Raw genomic sequence first — 19,474 nt, 5'->3', positions numbered from 1 at the left:
CTCGTAGAACACCGTCCGCGTAGCGATACGCCCGCCCCCGAGCGGCACCCGTTGACGGACGAGATAACCCTCGTCCTCCAGTTCCCGCAGCGCTCTGCCGATCGTCGTCTCCCCCTCCTGAAAACGCAGGGTCAGGGCCTTGATCGTGACGGAGACGCTGTCGGGGAGGGATTGGATGTACACACCGAGGCCGATCGCCGCGGCCGACAGGCGTGGATGGTGGGTGAGGTGGTTGCCGACGACCGTGTACCGGTCGGTGTGGCGGTGCCGTACGTGAAGGACCCCGGCGCGCGGCGCGTCCGGAAGGAGCGCGGGAGGCACGGGTGGATTGGGCACCTGGTGTGCGGGCAGGGCAGCGTTAGACTGTTGCCGTTCGCTGTCTGCGGGCGATTGCGGCGACGGTACCCCACCCACCCACCCGGCCGCCTGACGCCCTCGTCACTCGAACGAGTGGCACCGCAACTCAGCCTCGTACGGTGGGGTTTCGTGGGGTTGGTTCTTCCCCGCGGGCTTTAAAGGGAATCGCCCACCACCGGGACGCGGAAACCCGAGTCCCGGTGACGACGCGCAGAGATGACATCGCTCTGACGAGATGAGGGGGCGTGAGGCAGAGGGTGTCAGCGCAGGGCTTGGGCGACGCGCTGCCGGAGTGTCCTGTCGCCGATGGCGTCGGCGTCGCGCCAGGCGGCGCCGGTCACCTCTTCGGCCTGGAGCTGACCGATGTCGGCCGTGGTGCGGAAGAGGAAGCGGAAGTCGATGTGCTGGTGGTCCGGTTCGCCCTTGGCGTCGTTGGCGGGGATGGGGTGGACGTCGATGTGAACGGGTCGATGCGTCACGGTGGTGACGGCGTCGGCGGGAATACCCGTCTCCTCTGTGAGCTCCCGCAGGGCAGCCTCCAGCAATGCATCGTCCACGCCTTCCAGGTGGCCGCCAGGCAGGAGCCACTTGTCCAGGGCGAGGTGGTGGACGTGCAGGATGCGCCCGTCCGGTCCGGCGAGGATCGCGCCGGCGGTCGCGTGACCGCGGAACTCGCTGCGGGCGGTGAGGTCGGCACCGGAGTCCACGAGATCCAGGACGGCTGCGAGGCCAGGCTTCTCCTCAGGGTGTTCGTCGAGGTAGGCGGTCAGGGTGGTGTGGATGTGGTCTGTTGTGATGGGCAAGTTGATCACCTGTTGAAGTAGGAGAGCCAGGTCGCTGCGACGGCGGCCCGGTCGGCTGCGCCGACCTCATGCATACCGGGGGCGAGGTCACCGCGGGTGAGCATCCTGATCCCGGCGAGGATTTCCGCCTGGACCAAGAAGATGAACGGGCCAACGCTGGCGCCGTGCAGGAAGTTGACGGCATTCCCGCCGTTCGCCAGATAGAAGTAATGGCCCGTGGTCTGGTAGCGCGTGACGTGATCGCCGACCATAGTGCGGGTGTAGACGTTCGGCAGCCCGGCAAGGTCGAGTTCGTCCTCGCTGCTGGTGACGGTGGCGATGTAGGCGCCGTTACGAAGGTGCGGGAAGTCTTCGCCGTGCAGGGAGACCGCGCCGGTCGCGCAGAGCACCAGCCCGGCCCCGGTCAGCGCGCTCTCACGATCGCGGGCGACTGCGAAGCCCTGGGAGAGGGCCTGGGTGCGGCGGACGGGGTCGATGTCGAAGACGGTTACCTGGACGCCCTTGGCGTGCAGCAGCCGGGCGATGCTGGAGCCGAGCTTGCCGAAGCCGATGACCAGGGCGGGCCGTCCGTGCAGGATGTCGCCGCGTCCGCGCATTACGGCCTCGGTGGAGAAGACCACGGACTGGCCGACGAGGAAGTCCTCGGGGTCCTTCAGCGGCGAGCGGGCGACCGAGATGACCGGGCAGGGCAGCTTGTCAAGGCCCTCGTAACGGCGGTGGCCGTTCTCGGTGTCCTCGATCACCCCCGCGATCTGGCCGGAGAAGCGTCCGTGCAGGGCGACGAGGGTCGGAGCGAAGTAACCGCCGACGTCAAGCAGTGCGACCGGCTCACCGGCGGCCCGGGACTCGAAGTAGTCGAGCGCGGTGTCGGTCTCGGCGAACAATTCGCGGGTCAGGGCGTCGACCGGGAAGGTCTGCTCGACCTCGCGCTGGGCGGCTGGACTGATGGACTTCGGCTTGGGCAGCACCGCCCGCAGCCTGGAGAGGGAGGCGACCGCGCGGATGAAACCGGGCCGCTCGGGCAGCAGGTGGGTGACCAGGAACGACGTGGCCTGCTCGGCGGGGGCGAACTGGGCGGCGATCTTGGCGAAGTAGGTGTCCAGCCGGGCGCGTTCGAAGGATTCCATGGCAGTTCCCTTTTACGGAGAGTGCGGGCCGTGCATGGGTAGGCCGGTGGTTCAGGTAGCGAGGGCGAGACCGGACGGCAGCCGGTCGAAGGCCAGGGCGGGTCAGGGTCGAAGGGCGGGTCAGCACGTTGTCCCCCCGGCCTTGAAACGGGACCAGACGACCTTGCCGAATGGCCGACGGTCCTCGACGCCCCAGTCGTCGGAGAGCGCCTCGACGAGCAGAAGGCCCCGCCCGGAGACCTCTGTGTCGGCCGGGTGCCGGACCGTGGGGCGGTTGCTCCGGCTGTCGTGTACTTCCAGGCGTACGAAGTCGCTGTCGGTTTCGATTCTGACCAGGAAGCCATGTCCGGGGTCGGTGCCGTGAGCGAGTGCGTTGGAGACCAGCTCCGAGACGCAGAGCCGGATGTCCTCGCCAAGGGCGGACAGCACCCAGGAGGACAGGGTCTTCCGGGCGAAGTCGCGGGCGTGCCCAACCGATTCGGGTGTCGCGGCGAAGAACTGCTGCGTGGGGTCGAGCATGGTGAGCCTTACGTCTCGGTGTCCAGGACCGGAGCGAACCCCGGCTTATGGCGCTTGGAAGGGCTGCCGGACGGGCTGGGCCGCCAGCGGCAGGCCGAGCGGGGTTTGCGGGGTCCGCGGACCAGCAGCAGCCGGGCCCCGGCCACTTCCAGTCGCATTTCCCGTTGGGCCGCTATCGCCTTCGGCCCCAGGTGGGAGGCAGCTGGGGCACGACGCCGTAGGCGTCGGGCAGCACGAGAACGTCCATCAGCCCGGTGAACGACGCCGAGGCCGGGCCGCCGGTGGCCGTGCGGTCGGTGAAGACGCCCGACAGCAGCACCTCGTGCTGACGGCAGTATTCGGCCAGCGACGCGGACAGGGCGATCTCCCGGGCAGGGACGTTGACCAGCCGCAGGAAACCGTAAACGACCGGACCATTGACGCTGCGATGCTCCGTGAGGGGTTCCATGCTCGTGACCGTCCAAGAAGAGTCGGAGGGGGCTGTGTGGGGGGCCTCGGCCTGCGGGTTCGTCCCCTGACATCGAGCGTGAAGCAGACTCGACATTCGGTAAATGACCGTGTGTTGTACTTCCGTTGCACTTGTGTCCCCCGCCTTGCAGGCTCCGTGCTTCCATGACGTCCAGGAAGGGAGCAACGCGTGGCGACCGTGCATCACTGGAGCGGCCTGGAGGCTCATGCTCTGCGTTTCGCGCTACGGATGAGCGTGCGCGCGTTCGCCGAACACCTTGGCGTCGCCGTCCGCACCGTCTCCAAGTGGGACAAGCTCGCCGCCGCCACCGAACCCCGCCCGGACACCCAGGCCATCCTCGACACCGCGCTCGCCCGCGCGGACGCCACCGTCCACCTGCGGTTCGAGACACTGTTGTCCGAGAGCGGCCGGACCACCGCCGCAGGGCCGGGGCGGCGGGTCACCATCTGCGGACCCCGGATGTGGGACTACGAGTCGTGGACCGACGACCTGGACCGGACCGCGGTCGCGCTCTCCCGCCAGAACTTCACCTTCGCCTCCAGCCTGCTGACCCGGTGGATCAACCGGTGGAAACCGCCGGAGTTGGACGACAAAGGCCTGTATTTGTTCGCCCGCTCCGCCACCCTGCTCGGCGACCTTCAGCGCGACCAGGGCGCCGTGCTCGGGCCGCTGTCGGCCCAGCACTCCTATGCCGGTGCCCGCTCGGTCTTCACCCAGCTCGACATTCCCCGCCGCGTCGCCCAGCTCGACCTGTCGCTGGCGGTGGTCACGGAGATGTCCGGGAAGCTGGAGGTCGCCGCCCGCCACTACGAGACCCTGGCCGTCGACGACCGGCTCTCGCACCGTGACCGGGCCCGTGCCCGGCTGTGGGTGGGGACCGCGCTGAGCAAGGACGGCAACCACGATTACGCGGCCCGCGTCATGCAGGCGGCGACCCGCGAGTTCGAGGACCTGGCCGAGCCCGACGACTGGTCGGTGGCCCACCAGAAGCTCGCCCTCGCCCACCGCGGTGCCGGCGATCTCACTGGCGCCCTGCACTTCATCGACATCGCCCGCAGCAGCCAGGCAACGGACTCACCTATGCAACGCGTGCGATTGGACACCGCCCACGGTCACATCCTGCTTTCCGACCGGGACACCCGCGATGATGGACTTCTCGTCCTCGACAAGGCCGCCAAGGTGGCCGCGCAGTACGGACTCGTGCATCAACTGCGCAGTATCGAGGGCATCAAGGCCATGAGCGAGGGGCCGGCCGGGCCCCGGCAATGGTGACCAGGGAGAAACACGCGTGAGCGACAACCAGCAGGCACTCACCGAGGACCAGTGGCAGCAGGCCAAGTTGATCTGGGACTACCACCAGATGCACCACGAGACCCGGCCCGCCGACGCGGCGATCGGCCTGGGTAGCCACGATCTCGGAGTGGCCGCGTTCTCCGCCGAGCTGTATCGCGCCGGGCTCTTCCCGCGCCTGGTCTTCACCGGCGGCAACAGTCCCACCACCACCGAGGTGTTCCCGCGCGGGGAGGCTGTGCACTTCCGTGAGCATGCCATCGAACTCGGCGTCCCCGCTTCGGCGATCCTGCTGGAGCCCAATGCCCGGAACACCGGCCAGAACATCACTCTGTCACGTGCCGTACTCGCCACCGCTGGGATCGCACCGAAGACGGTGCTGCTGGTCTCCAAGCCCTATATGGAGCGACGCTCCTTTGCCACCGCCCGCAAGCTGTGGCCTGAGATCGAGATCGTCTGTGCCTCGGAGCCACTGCAGATCGACGACTACCTCAAGAGCATCGGCGACGAGAAACTCGTCCTGGACATGCTCGTCGGCGACCTCCAGCGGGTGATCGAGTATCCCAAGCTCGGCTTCGCCATCGCCCAGGACGTCCCGGAGGACGTGCATGCCGCCTACGAATCCCTCCTCGCCGACGGCTTCGACAGCCGTCTCATCAAGTCTTGAGCTGCCGCCGCCGGGCGGCCTGTGCGCGATTCACCAGCCGAACCTCTTCCCTCGGCTGACCACCCTGGCCAAGCTGTTCGCGGCGGACTACTGGATCGTTCTGGACGACGTCCAGTTCACCCGCCGCGACTACCAGCACCGGGCCCGCCTGGCAGCCCTCGGCGATCCGTTCCAACGACAGTGGCTGTCCATCCCCACCCACCTTCCCGGTGGCCGCCGGACGGCCATCAGGAACGCTCTGATCGTCGATCCCATGCGGTCCTGCCGGCGGACCAGGCAGATGCTCTGGCAGTACATGGGATCCAGCCCGCACTGGCCCGCCCTCGACCAGGCAATGGTCCCGGTGCTTGACCTGTTCGCCACCACCGACAAGACCGCCGAGATCGCCGAGGCGTCCACGCACGTCCTGCTGGACCTGCTCGGCTGGAGGGGCCAGGTCCTCCGCAGCAGCCGGCTGGAGGCCCGGCTGGGGCGCTCACAGCGGCTCGCTGACCTGGCCGCAGTCACCGAGGCAAGGTCGTATCTGTGCGGGGCCGGCGGCATGAGATACCTGGAGACCGGCCTCTTCACCTCATGCGGCATCACCGTTACGCCGTTCCGCACTCCGACGGCCGACGGGTGGGACACCGGCCGTGCGATCAGCGCACTCCATGCTCTGATGCTCCTCGGACCGCAGGCCCTGGCTGACGCATTCCGAGCAGTCGCCGCCGACCAGGACGAATCCCGGGTCGGCGCGTAGACGCCACCCGTCCGAGACCGCCGTGGTGGAAGATGTACGGAGCAGAACGAGGGATCACTTCGTCGGCCGGGGCGACCACGATCACAGTTTGAGACCATCGAGCGCGTGGGAGCACCGCCGAACCGGCCCACCGAACTAGCTGTTCCGCGTCGTCCCGGTTGGCCTCGTAGAGCAAGCGGCGGTGCCCGCCGCTGGACATCTACCGCTGCCACTGGCCCTGCACGGTGTCCCCTTCACTCCCTGTGCCACCCGTGCGGGACGGCATCCGATCCGCGGTGGGTTTCAGCGGGTTCGGAAGTTCGGGCGGCGGGTGCCGAACAGGTTCGCCTGGGACTCGGTGGGCAGGTTGCCCAGGGCGATCAGGTGCGGGGCCTGTGACAGCGCCGTCGAACGCGTGGCCTCCTGCGCGGACCAGAGCGCCCGGACCGTACCCTGTACCGCCGCGGGGGGATACGACGAGATGACCGCCGCGCAGCGCACCGCCGCCGTCACCGACTCCCCCCGCGCCGTCACCTCCGACACCAGCCCCACCTCGTACGCCCGCCGCGCGGAGACCCGTTCGGCCGTGCCCATCAGGGCCATGCGGGCCACCTCCCCGAACGGCGTCCGCTGGGCCAGGTACACGGACTCGTACGCGCTGACCATGCCGTACGTCGTGTGCGGATCGAAGAACGTGGCGCTCTCGTCCGCGATCACGAAGTCCGCCTCGCCGAGCAGGTAGAACGCCCCGCCGCACGCCATCCCGTTCACGGCGGCGATCACCGGCTTCCACAGGCCGGCCGCCTTCGGGCCGACCGCGACGAGTGGATCGTCCAGCATGTACGGCGATCCCGGCTGCGGAACCTGCGCGTCCCGGTCGAGGCCCGTCGAGAAGGCGCGGTCGCCCGCACCGGTCAGCACGATCGCCCGTACGGAGTCGTCGAAGCGGAACTCTCCCCAGGTCGCTCTCAGGCGGGCCGTCATGTCCAGGTCCATGGCGTTCAGGCGGTCCGGGCGGTCCAGCGTGACCACCGCGACGCCCGTGTCCTTGTCGATGGTGGTACGCAGGGGAGTCACGGCCGCTCCAGCGTCCAGCGCGGCAGCCGGAGGCCGTCCCCGCCGTCCGCACCGTCGCCGCCGAACGTCACCTGTACCCGCGCGCCGATCCGGATCCGGTCCGTCGCCACCGAGTTGAGCGGTGCGTCCGGGCCGCTGACGAGATTCCCCACCAGCCGGATCCGAGGGGCCTCCACCAGCTCCACGAGGATCACGTTGTACGGGGCCAGTGCCGCGTAGTCCGGCAGGAGCGGGGGGTGCGGGATCACGTACGACCAGATACGTCCTCTGCCGCTCATCCTGCGCCACTCGCTGTCGAAGGAGTGGCAGTGCGGGCAGCAGGGGCGGGGCGGGAAACGGAGCTCGCCGCAGGCACGCCCGGCGCAGGCCTGGACGCGCAGCTCGCCCCGGGCCGCGTATTCCCAGAAGGGGGCGCCGTCGTCGTCCACCACAGGTGTGAGCATGTGGGCTCCTCGGTTGCCTGACAGGCTTCGGGGTTCGGTCGGTTCCTCGGTTCCTCGGTTCCTCAGTTCCTCAGGAGCAGCGCCGACGTCGGGACTCCCTCGCCCGCCGTCACCAGGCAGGTCGCCGCGCCCGGCACCTGCGCCGTACTGGTTCCCCTGAGCTGCTTCACACCTTCGTTGATGAGGTTGAAGCCATGGACGTACGCCTCCGAGAGCCCGCCGCCGCTCGTGTTCAGCGGCAGCCGGCCGCCGATCTCCAGGGCGCCCCCTTCCGTGAACGCGCCGCCCTCACCCCGGCCGCAGAAGCCGTAGCCCTCCAGGGAGAGCGGGACGAGAGGGGTGAACGCGTCGTAGATCTGGGCGACGTCCACGTCCTCCGGGGTGAAGTCGGCGTGCTTCCAGAGATGGCGGGCGGCCGTCCAGGCGGGGCCCGTCAGGGGGTCGTCGTTCCAGTAGTTGACCATTCCGTGGTGCTGGGCGGGCAGGCCCTGGGCGGCGGAGTGCACGTACACGGGCCGGCGGCGGCAGTCGCGGGCGCGTTCGGCGGAGACGACCACGCAGGCCAGCGCCCCGTCCGTCTCCAGGCAGTTGTCGAAGAGGCAGAGCGGCTCGCTGATCCAGCGCGAGGTCATGTACATGTCCCGGGTCAGCGGTCGCTCGTACATCATCGCGGCGGGGTTCTGGTTGGCCCGGTTGCGGCAGGCGAGGGCGACGTTGAAGAGGTGGTCGCGGGTCGCCCCGTACTCGTGCAGATAGCGGCGGGTCAGCATGGCTATCTCGTCGGCGGGGCGCAGGAGGCCGAAGGGGCGGGTCCACTGGGCGGGGGTGGGGAGTTGGACGGCGGTGTTCTTCCACGGGCGTGGTCCGCTGCCGCGTTTGCGTGAGCGCCAGGCGACTCCGACCGTCGCCTGTCCGGTGGCCACCGCGGACGCCAGATGCGCGACGGTGGCGCACGAACCGCCGCCCCCGAAGCCGACCTTGCCGAAGAAGCTCAGGTCGCCGAACCCGACGGCCTTGGCGACCTCGACCTCGTCGGTCTCCTCCATGGTGTAGGAGGCGAGCCCGTCGACCTCGGTCGGCGCGATCCCCGCGTCGTCGAGGGCGGCGAGGATCGCCCGGCAGGCCAGAGCCTTCTCGCTGTCGGGGAGTTGCCTGGCGAAGGGCGTCTGCCCGATCCCGACGACGGCGGTCGCGTCCTTGAGCCCCGCTGCCCCGGTGCCTGCCCCTGTGCCCGCCCCTGCCCGTGCCATGGACGCACCTCCACGCTGGTCCACGAATGCTGACAGGGCGTCAGGCTACCGCTAATCTGACGGGTAGTCAGCTAGGGGGCTTCTGATGGATCTCCGTGGGGAAGGAGCGGCGTCCGGTGCGTGCTCTCGGTGTGCCGGGCGCAGTCCCGCGTACTGGACGTACTTGGGTCTGTGCCCGGTGCGGCGAGAGTGCGTGCCGGGCGTCGCGACGCCGCGGAGATCCATCAGAAGCCCCCTAGCGGTCGGCCGGCTGATCGGTGGAGGGGAGGCCCGCTGTGCGCGGTGACTTGGAGTGGGAGACCATCCCGGGGCTCGTGCGGGCGGCGGCCGAGCGGTACGCGGACGTGGAGGCGGTCGTCGACGGCCGTACCCGCGTCACGTACGCGGAGCTGGGCGCCCGGGTGGAACGCGCGGCGGCGGCCTGCGTCGCGAACGGCGTGGAGCCCGGCGACCGGGTGGCCATCTGGGCGCCCAACACCCTGGACTGGATGGCGTCCGCCCTCGGCGCGGTGTCGGCGGGCGCGGTCCTCGTCCCGCTGAACACCCGCTTCAAGGGAACGGAGGCCGCGTACGTACTGGCCCGGAGCCGCGCGAAGCTGCTGTTCGTGACGGGCACGTTCCTGGGGACCTCGTACGTGGCCTCCCTGCGGCGGGCCTGCGCCGAGTCCGCGGGACCGGCCGACGAGGACCGCGTCGCGGGCCCCCTGCCGGGACTTCCGCGGCTGGAACAGGTGGTCGTCCTGTCCGACGACGCCCCCGCCGACTTCCGCACCTGGAAGGACTTCCTGGCGAGCGGGGACCGGGTGGGGGAGGACGAGGTACGGGCACGGGCCTCGGCGCTCGACCCGTCCGCCCCCTCGGACATCATCTTCACCTCGGGCACCACGGGCCGCCCCAAGGGCGCCGTGATCACCCACGCGCAGACCCTGCGGGCGTACGACGTGTGGTGCGAACTGGCCGGTCTGCGCGAGGGCGACCGCTATCTGATCGTGAACCCCTTCTTCCACACCTTCGGCTACAAGGCGGGCGTGATCGCCTGCCTGATGCGCGGCGCGACGATGATCCCGCAGCCGGTGTTCAACGTGGACACGGTCCTGGCGAACGTGGCCTCGGAACGCGTCTCGGTGCTCCCGGGCCCGCCCACCCTCCACCAGTCCCTCCTGGACCACCCCCACCGTGACGCGTACGACCTCTCGGCCCTGCGGCTGGTGGTGACGGGCGCGGCGGTGGTGCCGTTGCTGCTGGTGGAGCGGTTGCGGGCGGAGCTGGGCGTGGGCACGGTCCTCACCGCCTACGGACTCTCCGAGGCCGGCGGCATCGTCACGATGTGCCGCCGCGGCGACGAACCGGACGTGATCGCCTCCACGTCCGGCCGCGCGATCCCCGGCACGGAGGTGAAGGTGGTGGACGCGGCGGGCACGGTGGTCGCCCCGGGCACCCCCGGCGAGGTCCTGGTCCGCGGCTTCACCATCATGCGCGGCTACTACGAGGACGCCGCGGCCACCTCGGAGGCGATGACCCCGGACGGCTGGCTCCGCACGGGCGACATCGGCGTCCTGGACGGGGCCGGCAACCTCCGGATCACCGACCGCATCAAGGACATGTTCATCGTCGGCGGCTTCAACGCGTACCCGGCGGAGATAGAGCAGCTGCTGGGCCTGCACGCGGAGGTCGCGGACGTGGCGGTGATCGGCGTCCCGGACAGCCGGCTCGGCGAGGTCGGCAAGGCGTATGTCGTACGCCGTCCCGGCGTCCCGCTCACCGGCGACGACCTGATCGCCTGGGCGCGCCGCGAGATGGCGAACTACAAGGTGCCAAGAACGGTGGAGTTCGTCGGCGAGCTGCCGCGGAACGCGAGCGGGAAGGTCATGAAGGGGGAGCTGCGCAAGCGGCGTTGAGGGGCCCCGCCCTCTCTCGGCGGGACCCCGGTCGCTTACGCGGTGTGCTACGCGGTGTGCGCTATTCGCGGGCGGACAGCGCGTGGGCCGGGGCCGTGCGCAGGGCCTGCCGGGTGGGGAGTTCGACCGTGACGAAGGCCGTGGTGAGCACGGTCAGCGCGACGGCGGGGAGCAGCCACACCGGGCCCGCGGGCCACGGCCGGTCCAGGAAGCCGATGCCGAGCAGCGCGAGCGGGATCGCGGACAGCAGCAGGCCGGTGGCGAGCGAGGCGACCCCGATCACGGCGGCCTCGCGGCGCATCATCGCGAGGATCTGGCGGGGGGTGGTGCCGTTGAGGCGGAGCGTGGCGATCTCGTTCCGCCGCTGGGCGGTCGTGGCGACCAGCTTGTTGGCGATGGAGAGGAGCAGGTAGCCGAGGAGTACGACGATGGTGGCGAGGTTGATCCAGACCGTCGCCGGCGCGTCGCTCAGGCTGTCGCCCGACCCGGTGTCGGTGGGCTCCAGGACCAGACCCGGGCGGGACGCGGCGAGTTCGGCGAGGCTGCGCCGTGCGGCGTCGGTGCCGTCGGTGCGTACGAGGACACTCTGGTCGAGACCGGCGGTGGTGTGCCCCTCGGCGAGGTCGTGGGAGACGGCGACCGGGCCGAAGCCGAGGCCGCGGTCGTAGACGGCGACCACCTCGGGGCTGACCCGGCTGCCGTCCCCGAGGACCAGGTCGATCCGCTCGCCGACACCGGCGTCGCGGGAACGGGCGACCTCACTGTCGACGGCGACCGTGTCACCGGTGAGCCCGGCGAGGCCGCCGTCCCGTACGCCGAGGTCCAGGACGTCCGGCGCGGCCGGGGTCAGGATCATCGCCGGGGCGGCCTCGACCTCCGGTTCGCCGAACATCTCGTACTCCCACACGACCGTGGTGGTGCCGACCGGGGCCGCCGCCCGCACGCCGTCGGTCCTCGTGACGTCCGCCAGGGTGTCGGCGGGCACACCGCCGAGTCCGGGCGCGCTCAGGCTCTGCTGGGCGAGGGTGCCGGCGCGGGTGTCCTGCGCGGTGGCGCTCATGACGGTCGTCTGGGCGAGGGTGTAGGTCAGGACGAACACGACCGCCATGGCGAGGGCGCTGACGACTCCCGAGAGCCGCAGGGCGTAGCCGCGGATGTTCGCCACCGCGAGCCAGGTCGGGGCCGAGACCCCGGGCCGCAGCCGCCGGGCCGCCGCGTCACCGATGCCCCGGACCAGGGCCGGTCCCGCCAGGGCCAGACCGATCGCGCCGATGATGCCGGCCATGGAGGTGGCCGCCGCGCCGAGGACCGTACGGCTCAGCAGCGGCACCGCCGAGAGGCTCATGGCGGCGACGATCAGCAGCAGACCGGCGCGGATCCGGATCCTCGACGGGGTACGGGGCTCGCTGCGCGACTCGGCGACCGCCTCGGTGGCCGGCAGCCGCGAGGTGCGCCACGCGGCGCCGCGGGCCGACACCTGGACGGCGAGCCCCAGGAGGAGAACGGCGGCGAGCGCGGGCAGCGGGCTGTACGTGAGCGGCAGACCGGCCGGGACCACCTCGCGGTCGACGAGCATCCGCCGGAACTGCCCGGCCAGCGGATAGCCGAGGCCCACACCGGGTACGACCGCCACGGCGGCGATGACCGAGGCCTGTGCGGCGGCGAGTCGCCTGATCTGCCTCGGAGTCGCGCCGACGGCCCGCATCAGGGCGAGGTCGCGGCGCTGGCCGCCGATCGACACGGCCAGGGCGCTCGCCATCACGAACCCGATGATCAGCATGATGATCCCGGAGAGCGAACCGGCGAGCAGGATCAGCAGCGAACGGGCCGCGCCCGCGCCGGGGGAGGCGATGTCCCCGCGGGCGGAACCGGTGGAGACGATCACAGCGGCTCCCCCGTCCGCTCCCCTGTCCGCTTTCCTGCCCGCCTTCTTGTCCGCCTTCTTGTCCGCGTCGGTGGCGGCGTTCCTGATCGTTTCGCGGGCCGCGGTGGCCACCGAGTCCTCGGCGCCCGGCTCGGTGCGCAGACCGACCAGGTCCACGGTTCCGGCGCGCGCTCCCGTCTTGCTGCCGTCGCTGCCGTCGCGGCCGGACAGTCGTGCGGCCGTCGGGTCGGCGAAGAGGATGCCCGCGCCCGGGGCGTCGACCACCGCCGTGACGCGGTACCCGGCGGCGGACCGGCCGGCCGCGACGATCTCGACCCGGTCGCCCGCCCGGACACCCGCGGCCTCGGCCGTGGCCCTGTCGAGAGCCACCTCGGCGGCGCCGGACGGCTTGGCGCCACCGACCTTCGGATCCGTGAGCAGCCTCGTCGAGGACCAGCCGTGACCGGCCGCCCGCGGCTCCCCGGTCGGTACGACGCGCCCGTCGGCGTCGATGACGGCTGCCGGGAAGCTGACGTCGCCGACCGCCGCGGTGACGCCGGGCAGTTCGGCGAGCCGGTCGACCAGCCCGGCCGGGACCGTGCCGCGCTCCGGGAGGGCGATCGGCAGGTCCCCGGCCGGGTGGAAGCTCTGGTCGGTGGAGACCACGACGTCGGCTCCGGCGAGCCGTCCGGCCGGCAGCTGGGAGCGGAGGCCGGACTCGGCCAGTACCCCCGTGCCGGTGATCAGTGCCGCTCCGCCGAGCACCGCGCACGCCACCGCCAGCAGGGCGGTGATCCGGTGTCCTGCCATACGGACCGCGAGACGCAGCATGGTTCTAGACCTCTCCCAGCTTGACGAGACGGTCGGCCAGTTCGGGTGCCGTGGGCCGGTACAGGCGCTCGACCACCCGGCCGTCGGCCATCACCACCGCGTGGTGGGCCTGGGCGGCGGCGGCCGGGTCGTGGGTGACCATCACCACCGTCTGGCGCAGCTCGTCGACCAGCTCGCGCAGCAGGCCCAGTACCTCGTGGGCGCTGCGCAGATCCAGGGCGCCGGTCGGCTCGTCGGCGAACACGACGGCGGGCTTCGCCACCAGGGCCCGTACGATCGCGGCGCGCTGCTGCTGGCCGCCGGAGAGTTCGGCGGGCCGGTGCGCCATCCGGTCGGCGAGACCGACCCGCTCGACCAGCGTCCGTACCCAGTCGCGGTCCGGGGCGCGCCCCGCCAGCCGCAGGGGCAGCGTGATGTTGTCGGCGACGCTGAGGGCGGGGACCAGGTTGTAGGACTGGAACACGAATCCGATGTGCTCGCGGCGCAGTTCGGTGCGGCGGGTCTCGTTCAGTCCGCTGATCTCGCGGCCGCCGACGCGGATGCTTCCCGAGGTGGGGGAGTCGAGGCCGGCGGCGCAGTGCATCAGCGTGCTCTTGCCGGACCCCGAGGGTCCCATCACGGCGAGGAACGTGCCGTGTTCGACGCTCAGTGACACGTCGTCGAGGGCGCGGACGCCTCCCGCGTACGTCTTGCTGACGTTCGCCAGCTCGATGGCCGGAGCGGGCGGGGCCGCCATCGGGTGGCCGGCCCCCGCGAGGACCCCGCTCATCGCCGGCCCCGCAGGTGACGGACGACGAGCACGGACACGCACAGCGCGGTGACCCCGCCGCAGACCAGGTGGACACCGGTGGAGGCGGCGCTGTAGGAGGCCGCCATGTTGCCGACGGTGCTGATCACCAGGACCAGCCACAGCACCGTACGGACGAAGCGGTCCCAGGTGAGTCCTTCCCCGGGGGCGTCCTGCCGGGCGGGGTCCGTGCTCCCGGCGATGCCGTCGAGGCGGTAGGGGTCCGTCGTCGTCATGGCTGTCCCTCTTCGGAGTCTTCGAGCTCGTCGGACCCTGGGCGGTTCGCGTTCGCGTTCGCGGTGTGCGGTTCGTGCTTCTCGCCGCGGGTCTCGCTGTCGTGACTTCGAAGTTACGGATCAGGGCCCCGGTCGGCCGAGCCCGCCAGCAGCCCGAGTGGGGGTACAGCAGGCTGTACCTCTACGCTCCTCCACGACAGTGAAGCGGTCGCTCGCACAGGGCCGTTGACGAGCGGGAGTCGCTCGCGCAGGGCCGTGGACGAGCGGAAGCCGCTCGTACGGTGCTGTGGACGAGCGGGAGAGGAGGGGCGGATGGCGACCCCGACCCAGGCCCCGCACGGCGCACCCGATGACGACGGCGAGGACAGGCCCGGGACCCGGGCCACCGCGGTCCGGGCGGCCGGTGCGGCCGTCGCCGCTCTGGAACAGCTCGTCGGCGGACTCGGCACCGCGCTGATGGCGCTGCTCGTCCTCGGCTGGGCCGCAGTGACCGCCGTGACGTCCCTGGTGGGCGTCGGACTGCTGATGGCACCGCTCGTCCTGCGTGCCCTGCACTCGCTCGCCGGACGCGAACGCGACCGGCTCGGCCGGTGGGGGCCCGAGGTCATGGGCCCGGACCCGGCGCCGACCGCGTTGCGGCTCGCCGTCGTCGACCCGACCACGCGGCGCGAGGTGCGCTGGCTGGCCCGCCACGCCACGCTCGGCCTGCTGCTCGGCCTCGGCGGCCTGCTGCTGCCGCTGCTGGCCCTGCGCGACTGCCTCTTCCCGCTGTACTGGCGGCTGCTGCCGGAGGGCGCGACCAGTACGTCCCTGGGGATAGGGGTCGCGGAGACGTGGGCCGACGCGGCCGCCGCCGCGCTGCTGGGGCTCGGCTGGACCGCCATCATCCTGGGCCTCGGTCCCGGCATGGCGCGCCTGCAGGGCCGGCCGGGGCGGCTGCTCCTCGCGGCCGGGCCCGACACGGACCTGTCCCTGCGCGTCGCGGAACTCACCGCCACCCGGGCCGCCGCCCTGGACGCCCACGCCACCGAACTGCGCCGCATCGAGCGCTCGTTGCACGACGGCACCCAGAACCGGCTCGTCACCGTCACCGTGCTCCTCGGCGCCGCGCGCCGCATGGTGGCCCGCGACCCGGCGGGCGCCGACGAACTCCTCGAACGTGCCCAGAGCGCCGCCGAACAGGCCCTGTCCGAGCTGCGTTCGGTGGCCCGGGGCATCCTGCCGCCCGTACTGGCCGACCGGGGGCTCGCCGGGGCGCTCACCGGACTCGCCGCGAGCTGCCCGGTGCCCTGCCGGATCGACGTGGAGGCACCCGAGCGGTGCGCCGCGTCCGTGGAGGCGACCGCCTACTTCGTGGTGGCGGAAGCCCTCACGAACATCGCCAAGCACAGCGGGGCGCGGCAGGCGGCGGTCACGGTCCGCAGCGGTGGCGGCCGGCTGCGCCTGGACATCACCGACGACGGCCGGGGCGGCGCCGGAGGCACCTCCCGGGCCATCGGCTCGGGGGGAGAGGTCGGCGGCTCCGGGCTCACCGGCATCCGCGACCGGATCGCCGCCCACGACGGCACTTTCGAACTGGCCAGCCCGCCCGGCGGCCCGACGACTCTCAAGGTGGAACTGCCATGCGGATTGTGATCGCCGAGGACGACGCGCTGCTGCGGGAAGGGCTGGCGCTGCTGCTGCGCGCGGAGGGCCTCGACGTGGTGGGAACGGCCGGTACCGGCGACGCCGTCCTCGACGCCATCGACACCCACAAGCCCGACGTCGCCATCCTGGACGTGCGGATGCCGCCGACGCACACCGACGAGGGGATCGTCGCGGCGGTGGAGGCCCGGCGGCGGCGGCCCGATCTCGCGGTCCTCGTCCTGTCGGCGTACGTCGAGCAGTCGTTCGCCACGGAGTTGTTGGGCGGCGGGGTGACCGGTCTCGGCTATCTGCTCAAGGAGCGGGTGGGGCGGGTCGAGGAGTTCCTGGACGCGCTCCACCGGGTGGCGGCCGGGGGCACGGCCATCGACCCGGAGGTGGTCGCGCAGCTCTTCACGCGCAGCCGCCAGGACACCCGCCTGGAGCGGCTCAGTCCGCGCGAGCGCGATGTGCTCGCGCTGATGGCGGAGGGGCTGGGCAACGGGGCCATCGCCGCACGGCTCGTGGTCACGGAGGGTGCCGTGCACAAACACATCCGCAGCATCTTCGCGAAGCTGGACCTGTCGCCGGCCGACCAGGTGGACCGGCGGGTCGCGGCGGTTCTGAGGTACTTGGACGACGCGCGGCGCAGGGCCTGACGGGCAGTCATGGGGTGGCTCCGGCCGGGTTGTCGGGTGCGGGCCGGTGGGGGTCGGCCGCGCGGTTCCCCGCGCCCCTGGTTGGGATGGGCCTCGCCCGGTCGGTACGGCAGGCGCTACCTCCATGCGGGGGAGCGCACCCCCGCCCACCGGCCCGCCTGCTTGATCGTGACGCACAGCCGGAGCTCCTAGCGTGGTGGTCGCACCGCAACGACGGCCGGAACGAGACGCGAGGAGCCCGCGACCCATGAACACCGAACTCACCTCCCGAGTGGTGGCCGTGACCCTGGCGACCGTCCTGGCCGGCGTCGGCCTGACCCTGCCCGCCGCGGGCGCGACCGGGGCCACCGTCACACCGGCGCACGGCACCTCGCACAGCAAGGCGCTGCAGGCCGGCGTGGACGCGATCATGGAGACCGGGACCGTCGGTGTCGTGGCGCGGTCGACGGACCCGCGAGGTGCCCGGTACGCCACCGGCGGCGTCGCCGACCAGGCCACGCAGGCGGCCGTACGCCCCGGTGACAAATTCCGGATCGCCAGCGCCGGCAAGACGTTCGTCGCCACGGTGATACTGCAACTCGTCGGCGAGGGACGCCTGTCGCTCGACGACACCGTGGAGCACTGGCTGCCCGGAGCCGTCTCCGGCCACGGCAACGACGGCGGCGCGATCACCGTACGGCAGCTGCTCCAGCACACCAGCGGGCTGTTCGACTACACGGCGGACTTCCCCGAGTTCGCCAGTAAGGCCGGCTACCAGGCCGACCGTTACCGCACCTGGACCCCGGAGCAACTGGTCGCCGTCGCCATGCGGTACGCCCCCGAATTCGCGCCCGGCGAGGGGTGGAGCTACTCCAACACCAACTACATCGTCGCCGGAATGATCATCCAGAAGGTCACCGGGCACACCTGGAACGAGGAGGTCACCAGGCGTCTCATCCGCCCGCTGGGCCTGCGCGACACCCTCGCCCCGACGACGGACTCCCGGATCCCCGGCCGTCATCTGCGCGGCTACTCCAGCTTCGAGGAAGCGGGACCGGCGATCGACATCACCGAACTCAACGTCTCCGCGGGCGGCGCCGCGGGCGCCATGATCAGTACGACGGCGGACCTGTCCCGCTTCTACCAGGCGCTCCTCGGCGGCCGGCTGCTGCGCCCGGCGGAGCTGACGGCGATGAAGACGACCGTGCCTGCCCCGGAACTGGAACCCGGCTGGCCCGGCGTGCGCTACGGCCTCGGCCTGATGAAGGTCCCGCTGTCCTGCGGCGGCGCCTACTACAGCCACGGGGGCAACCTCCCCGGCTACACCACCCGCAACGGCATCAGCGGCGACGGCCGCCGGACCGTCGTCCTGAACTCGACCGGTGACGGCTCGTCCGACTCGTCCACCCAGCGGGCCCAGAACGCCCTGATCGACGACGAACTCTGCGCGTGACACCGACCCCCGGCGCGCCCCGTCAGGGGCGCGCTCCAGGGGCGGGGGCGCGGGGAACCGCGTGAGCAGCCCCCACCGGCATGCGGATGTGCGACGTGCCTACGTCGCAGTCGCTGAGCCCCGCGCAAGCGACTCCCGCGCAGCCGCGCGCAACGCATGGATCTCGTCCCGGGCCCCGCGCCGCGCGGGCGCGCCCCGGCCGACGGTCCCCACCGTGTGCTCGGCCTTGCGGAGCCGCGCGGCCGTGGACGGGAACCTCGCGATCTCCACGGTGACGGCCCAGGTGTCGAGAAGCTGGATGATCGGCCCGAGACTGCCGGTGCGCGCGGCGGCCCCGATGGCCCCGTCGGTCTCCCGCTCCAGCTCGGCGAGCCGGTGCGGGGCAACCCGGATGACGGCCGCGCGAAGGGCGCCGGGTGTCCGTTCCGGCCGGGGAACGAGGGGCCTGCCGGGCTCGATGGGCTGCGCTGTCATCGTGATCCGCACAGTACGGCGTACGGGCGGGCACCGCGAGGGGCGGGACCTGCTCGCAACGACTTCCGGCCGGGACCCACGAGCCCGTCGGACACGACGACGAGCCCACCGGACACGACGACGGGCCGAGCACCGGTCGGGGCTCGGCCCTGTCGGGGTGGCGGGTGTCAGGGGGCCGGGACGGCGGGCGCTGCCGACACGGTCACGGTCGCGGTGTCGTTCGGCGCGGGCGCGGGCATGGAGTTGTCGGCCAGTGCCGGGCTCGCGGCCGCGGCGGTGACGCCGAGCATCAGGGTGAGCGTCGTGAGGAACTTCTGCGTACGGGTCATACCGACTCCTGGGTGAGAGGGAAAGGCCGGACGCCCGAAGGACGCCGACAACGTACAGGTGCTTCGTCCTGCCGGGCCGAAACGGTGCACGTCGCCGATCGGCCGGATCGCGCCCCGGACAGACTTCGGCCGCGGTGGCTCCCCCTCCGCGCCACCGCGGCCGATCCCCGTCGGGAGAAAGGTCTCTAGTTGTTGTCCAGCCCGAGCGACGGCGGCGCCGGCATCGGGTTGTCCAGCGTCGTGACGCCACCCTTGGCGGGCCCGCTCGGCATCGGGTTGTCCAGCGTGACGACGCCCGGGTCCTTCGGCGGCGTGGGCATCGGGTTGTCCATCGCGGTGAGGTCGGGCCCGGCCGGCGGTGTGGGCATGGGGTTGTCCATCGCGGTGAGGTCAGGTCCGGCCGTCGGCGTCGGCATCGGGTTGTCCATCGTCGTGATGGCCTCGTCCTTGACCGAGTCGTCCGGCAGAGCTCCGGCCGTGTCCTTCTTCTTGTCGCTCATGGAATGACTCCCTCTGATCGTGTTGGCAAGTGAAGAACGCCCGTCCAGAGACTCCCCCGAGGGCCGCTGGACGGGCGTTCGGAGCCGCACACTAGCCGGTTGGGCTCCTGGTCAGACCGTC

The 19,474-nt window shown here is 71.6% G+C and carries 20 protein-coding genes; 7 read left to right on the top strand and 13 right to left on the bottom strand.

What is annotated here, in order from left to right:
* Positions 1-617: 617 nt before the first annotated feature.
* The 4 genes from ACIOKD_RS14925 to ACIOKD_RS14910 form a co-directional block, all read right to left on the bottom strand.
* Positions 618-1,169: an NUDIX hydrolase gene (locus ACIOKD_RS14925; protein ID WP_402083100.1), complete on the bottom strand. Its 552-nt coding sequence runs from the start codon at positions 1,167-1,169 to the stop codon at positions 618-620.
* The gene (locus tag ACIOKD_RS14920) at positions 1,166-2,287 is read right to left on the bottom strand and encodes an adenosylhomocysteinase (RefSeq protein ID WP_402083097.1); all 1,122 of its coding nucleotides are present in this window, start codon (positions 2,285-2,287) and stop codon (positions 1,166-1,168) included. The genes ACIOKD_RS14925 and ACIOKD_RS14920 overlap by 4 nt, the downstream gene beginning before the upstream one ends.
* A 120-nt stretch (positions 2,288-2,407) precedes the next feature.
* Entirely contained in the window at positions 2,408-2,806 is a 399-nt protein-coding gene (locus ACIOKD_RS14915) for an ATP-binding protein (protein WP_402083095.1), read from the bottom strand.
* Between the two features lie 172 nt (positions 2,807-2,978).
* Positions 2,979-3,254 (bottom strand): hypothetical protein, encoded by a 276-nt coding sequence (locus ACIOKD_RS14910; RefSeq protein ID WP_402083092.1) that lies wholly within the window; start codon positions 3,252-3,254, stop codon positions 2,979-2,981.
* A 189-nt stretch (positions 3,255-3,443) separates the two neighbouring features.
* Between ACIOKD_RS14910 and ACIOKD_RS14905 the strand changes: the two genes are divergently transcribed.
* Genes ACIOKD_RS14905 through ACIOKD_RS14895 form a run of 3 tightly spaced genes read left to right on the top strand, consistent with a single transcriptional unit; the run spans position 3,444 to position 5,971 of the window.
* On the top strand, positions 3,444-4,547 hold the full coding sequence (locus ACIOKD_RS14905) for a helix-turn-helix domain-containing protein (RefSeq protein WP_402083090.1): 1,104 nt from the start codon (positions 3,444-3,446) through the stop codon (positions 4,545-4,547).
* A gap of 16 nt (positions 4,548-4,563) precedes the next feature.
* Entirely contained in the window at positions 4,564-5,232 is a 669-nt protein-coding gene (locus ACIOKD_RS14900) for a YdcF family protein (protein WP_402083088.1), read from the top strand.
* Positions 5,174-5,971 (top strand): WbqC family protein, encoded by a 798-nt coding sequence (locus tag ACIOKD_RS14895; RefSeq protein ID WP_402083085.1) that lies wholly within the window; start codon positions 5,174-5,176, stop codon positions 5,969-5,971. Before ACIOKD_RS14900 ends, ACIOKD_RS14895 begins: the two co-directional genes overlap by 59 nt.
* 282 nt (positions 5,972-6,253) lie before the next feature.
* On the opposite strand, the gene ACIOKD_RS14890 is transcribed toward ACIOKD_RS14895, so the two are convergent.
* The 3 genes from ACIOKD_RS14890 to ACIOKD_RS14880 form a co-directional block, all read right to left on the bottom strand.
* On the bottom strand, positions 6,254-7,027 hold the full coding sequence (locus tag ACIOKD_RS14890; protein ID WP_402083083.1) for an enoyl-CoA hydratase/isomerase family protein: 774 nt from the start codon (positions 7,025-7,027) through the stop codon (positions 6,254-6,256).
* On the bottom strand, positions 7,024-7,470 hold the full coding sequence (locus ACIOKD_RS14885) for a Zn-ribbon domain-containing OB-fold protein (RefSeq protein ID WP_402083080.1): 447 nt from the start codon (positions 7,468-7,470) through the stop codon (positions 7,024-7,026). The genes ACIOKD_RS14890 and ACIOKD_RS14885 overlap by 4 nt, the downstream gene beginning before the upstream one ends.
* Positions 7,471-7,532: 62 nt before the next feature.
* Positions 7,533-8,720: a lipid-transfer protein gene (locus ACIOKD_RS14880; RefSeq protein ID WP_402083078.1), complete on the bottom strand. Its 1,188-nt coding sequence runs from the start codon at positions 8,718-8,720 to the stop codon at positions 7,533-7,535.
* Positions 8,721-8,995: 275 nt separating this feature from the next.
* Between ACIOKD_RS14880 and ACIOKD_RS14875 the strand changes: the two genes are divergently transcribed.
* A complete protein-coding gene (locus ACIOKD_RS14875) occupies positions 8,996-10,618 on the top strand; it encodes a FadD3 family acyl-CoA ligase (protein ID WP_402083076.1) in 1,623 nt (540 codons plus the stop codon).
* 61 nt (positions 10,619-10,679) lie between these two features.
* Here ACIOKD_RS14875 and ACIOKD_RS14870 read toward each other — a convergent pair whose 3' ends face one another.
* Genes ACIOKD_RS14870 through ACIOKD_RS14860 form a run of 3 tightly spaced genes read right to left on the bottom strand, consistent with a single transcriptional unit; the run spans position 10,680 to position 14,336 of the window.
* Positions 10,680-13,313, bottom strand: a complete 2,634-nt coding sequence (locus ACIOKD_RS14870) for an FtsX-like permease family protein (RefSeq protein ID WP_402083074.1) — start codon at positions 13,311-13,313, stop codon at positions 10,680-10,682.
* 4 nt (positions 13,314-13,317) lie between these two features.
* Positions 13,318-14,082: an ABC transporter ATP-binding protein gene (locus tag ACIOKD_RS14865; protein WP_402083071.1), complete on the bottom strand. Its 765-nt coding sequence runs from the start codon at positions 14,080-14,082 to the stop codon at positions 13,318-13,320.
* On the bottom strand, positions 14,079-14,336 hold the full coding sequence (locus ACIOKD_RS14860; protein WP_402083068.1) for a hypothetical protein: 258 nt from the start codon (positions 14,334-14,336) through the stop codon (positions 14,079-14,081). Before ACIOKD_RS14860 ends, ACIOKD_RS14865 begins: the two co-directional genes overlap by 4 nt.
* 312 nt (positions 14,337-14,648) lie before the next feature.
* On the opposite strand from ACIOKD_RS14860, the gene ACIOKD_RS14855 reads away from it, so the two are divergent.
* From ACIOKD_RS14855 to ACIOKD_RS14845, 3 genes are all read left to right on the top strand, one after another.
* A complete protein-coding gene (locus ACIOKD_RS14855) occupies positions 14,649-15,971 on the top strand; it encodes a sensor histidine kinase (RefSeq protein ID WP_402083067.1) in 1,323 nt (440 codons plus the stop codon).
* Entirely contained in the window at positions 15,959-16,618 is a 660-nt protein-coding gene (locus ACIOKD_RS14850) for a response regulator (protein ID WP_402083065.1), read from the top strand. The genes ACIOKD_RS14855 and ACIOKD_RS14850 overlap by 13 nt, the downstream gene beginning before the upstream one ends.
* 247 nt (positions 16,619-16,865) lie before the next feature.
* Positions 16,866-18,050: a serine hydrolase domain-containing protein gene (locus ACIOKD_RS14845; protein WP_402083062.1), complete on the top strand. Its 1,185-nt coding sequence runs from the start codon at positions 16,866-16,868 to the stop codon at positions 18,048-18,050.
* A gap of 99 nt (positions 18,051-18,149) precedes the next feature.
* On the opposite strand, the gene ACIOKD_RS14840 is transcribed toward ACIOKD_RS14845, so the two are convergent.
* The 3 genes from ACIOKD_RS14840 to ACIOKD_RS14830 form a co-directional block, all read right to left on the bottom strand.
* Complete coding sequence (locus ACIOKD_RS14840; RefSeq protein WP_402083060.1) at positions 18,150-18,524, bottom strand: DUF6247 family protein; 375 nt, start codon at positions 18,522-18,524, stop codon at positions 18,150-18,152.
* Between the two features lie 167 nt (positions 18,525-18,691).
* Entirely contained in the window at positions 18,692-18,853 is a 162-nt protein-coding gene (locus ACIOKD_RS14835) for a hypothetical protein (protein WP_402083058.1), read from the bottom strand.
* Positions 18,854-19,038: 185 nt separating this feature from the next.
* Positions 19,039-19,353, bottom strand: a complete 315-nt coding sequence (locus ACIOKD_RS14830; RefSeq protein ID WP_402083055.1) for a hypothetical protein — start codon at positions 19,351-19,353, stop codon at positions 19,039-19,041.
* Between the last annotated feature and the right edge of the window lie 121 nt (positions 19,354-19,474).

The sequence above is a fragment of the Streptomyces sp. NPDC087844 genome (assembly GCF_044742785.1).
GTDB lineage: Bacteria > Actinomycetota > Actinomycetes > Streptomycetales > Streptomycetaceae > Streptomyces.
The sequence above is the reverse complement of the archived record's forward strand: the minus strand, read 5'-3'. Positions and strand labels throughout refer to the sequence as shown.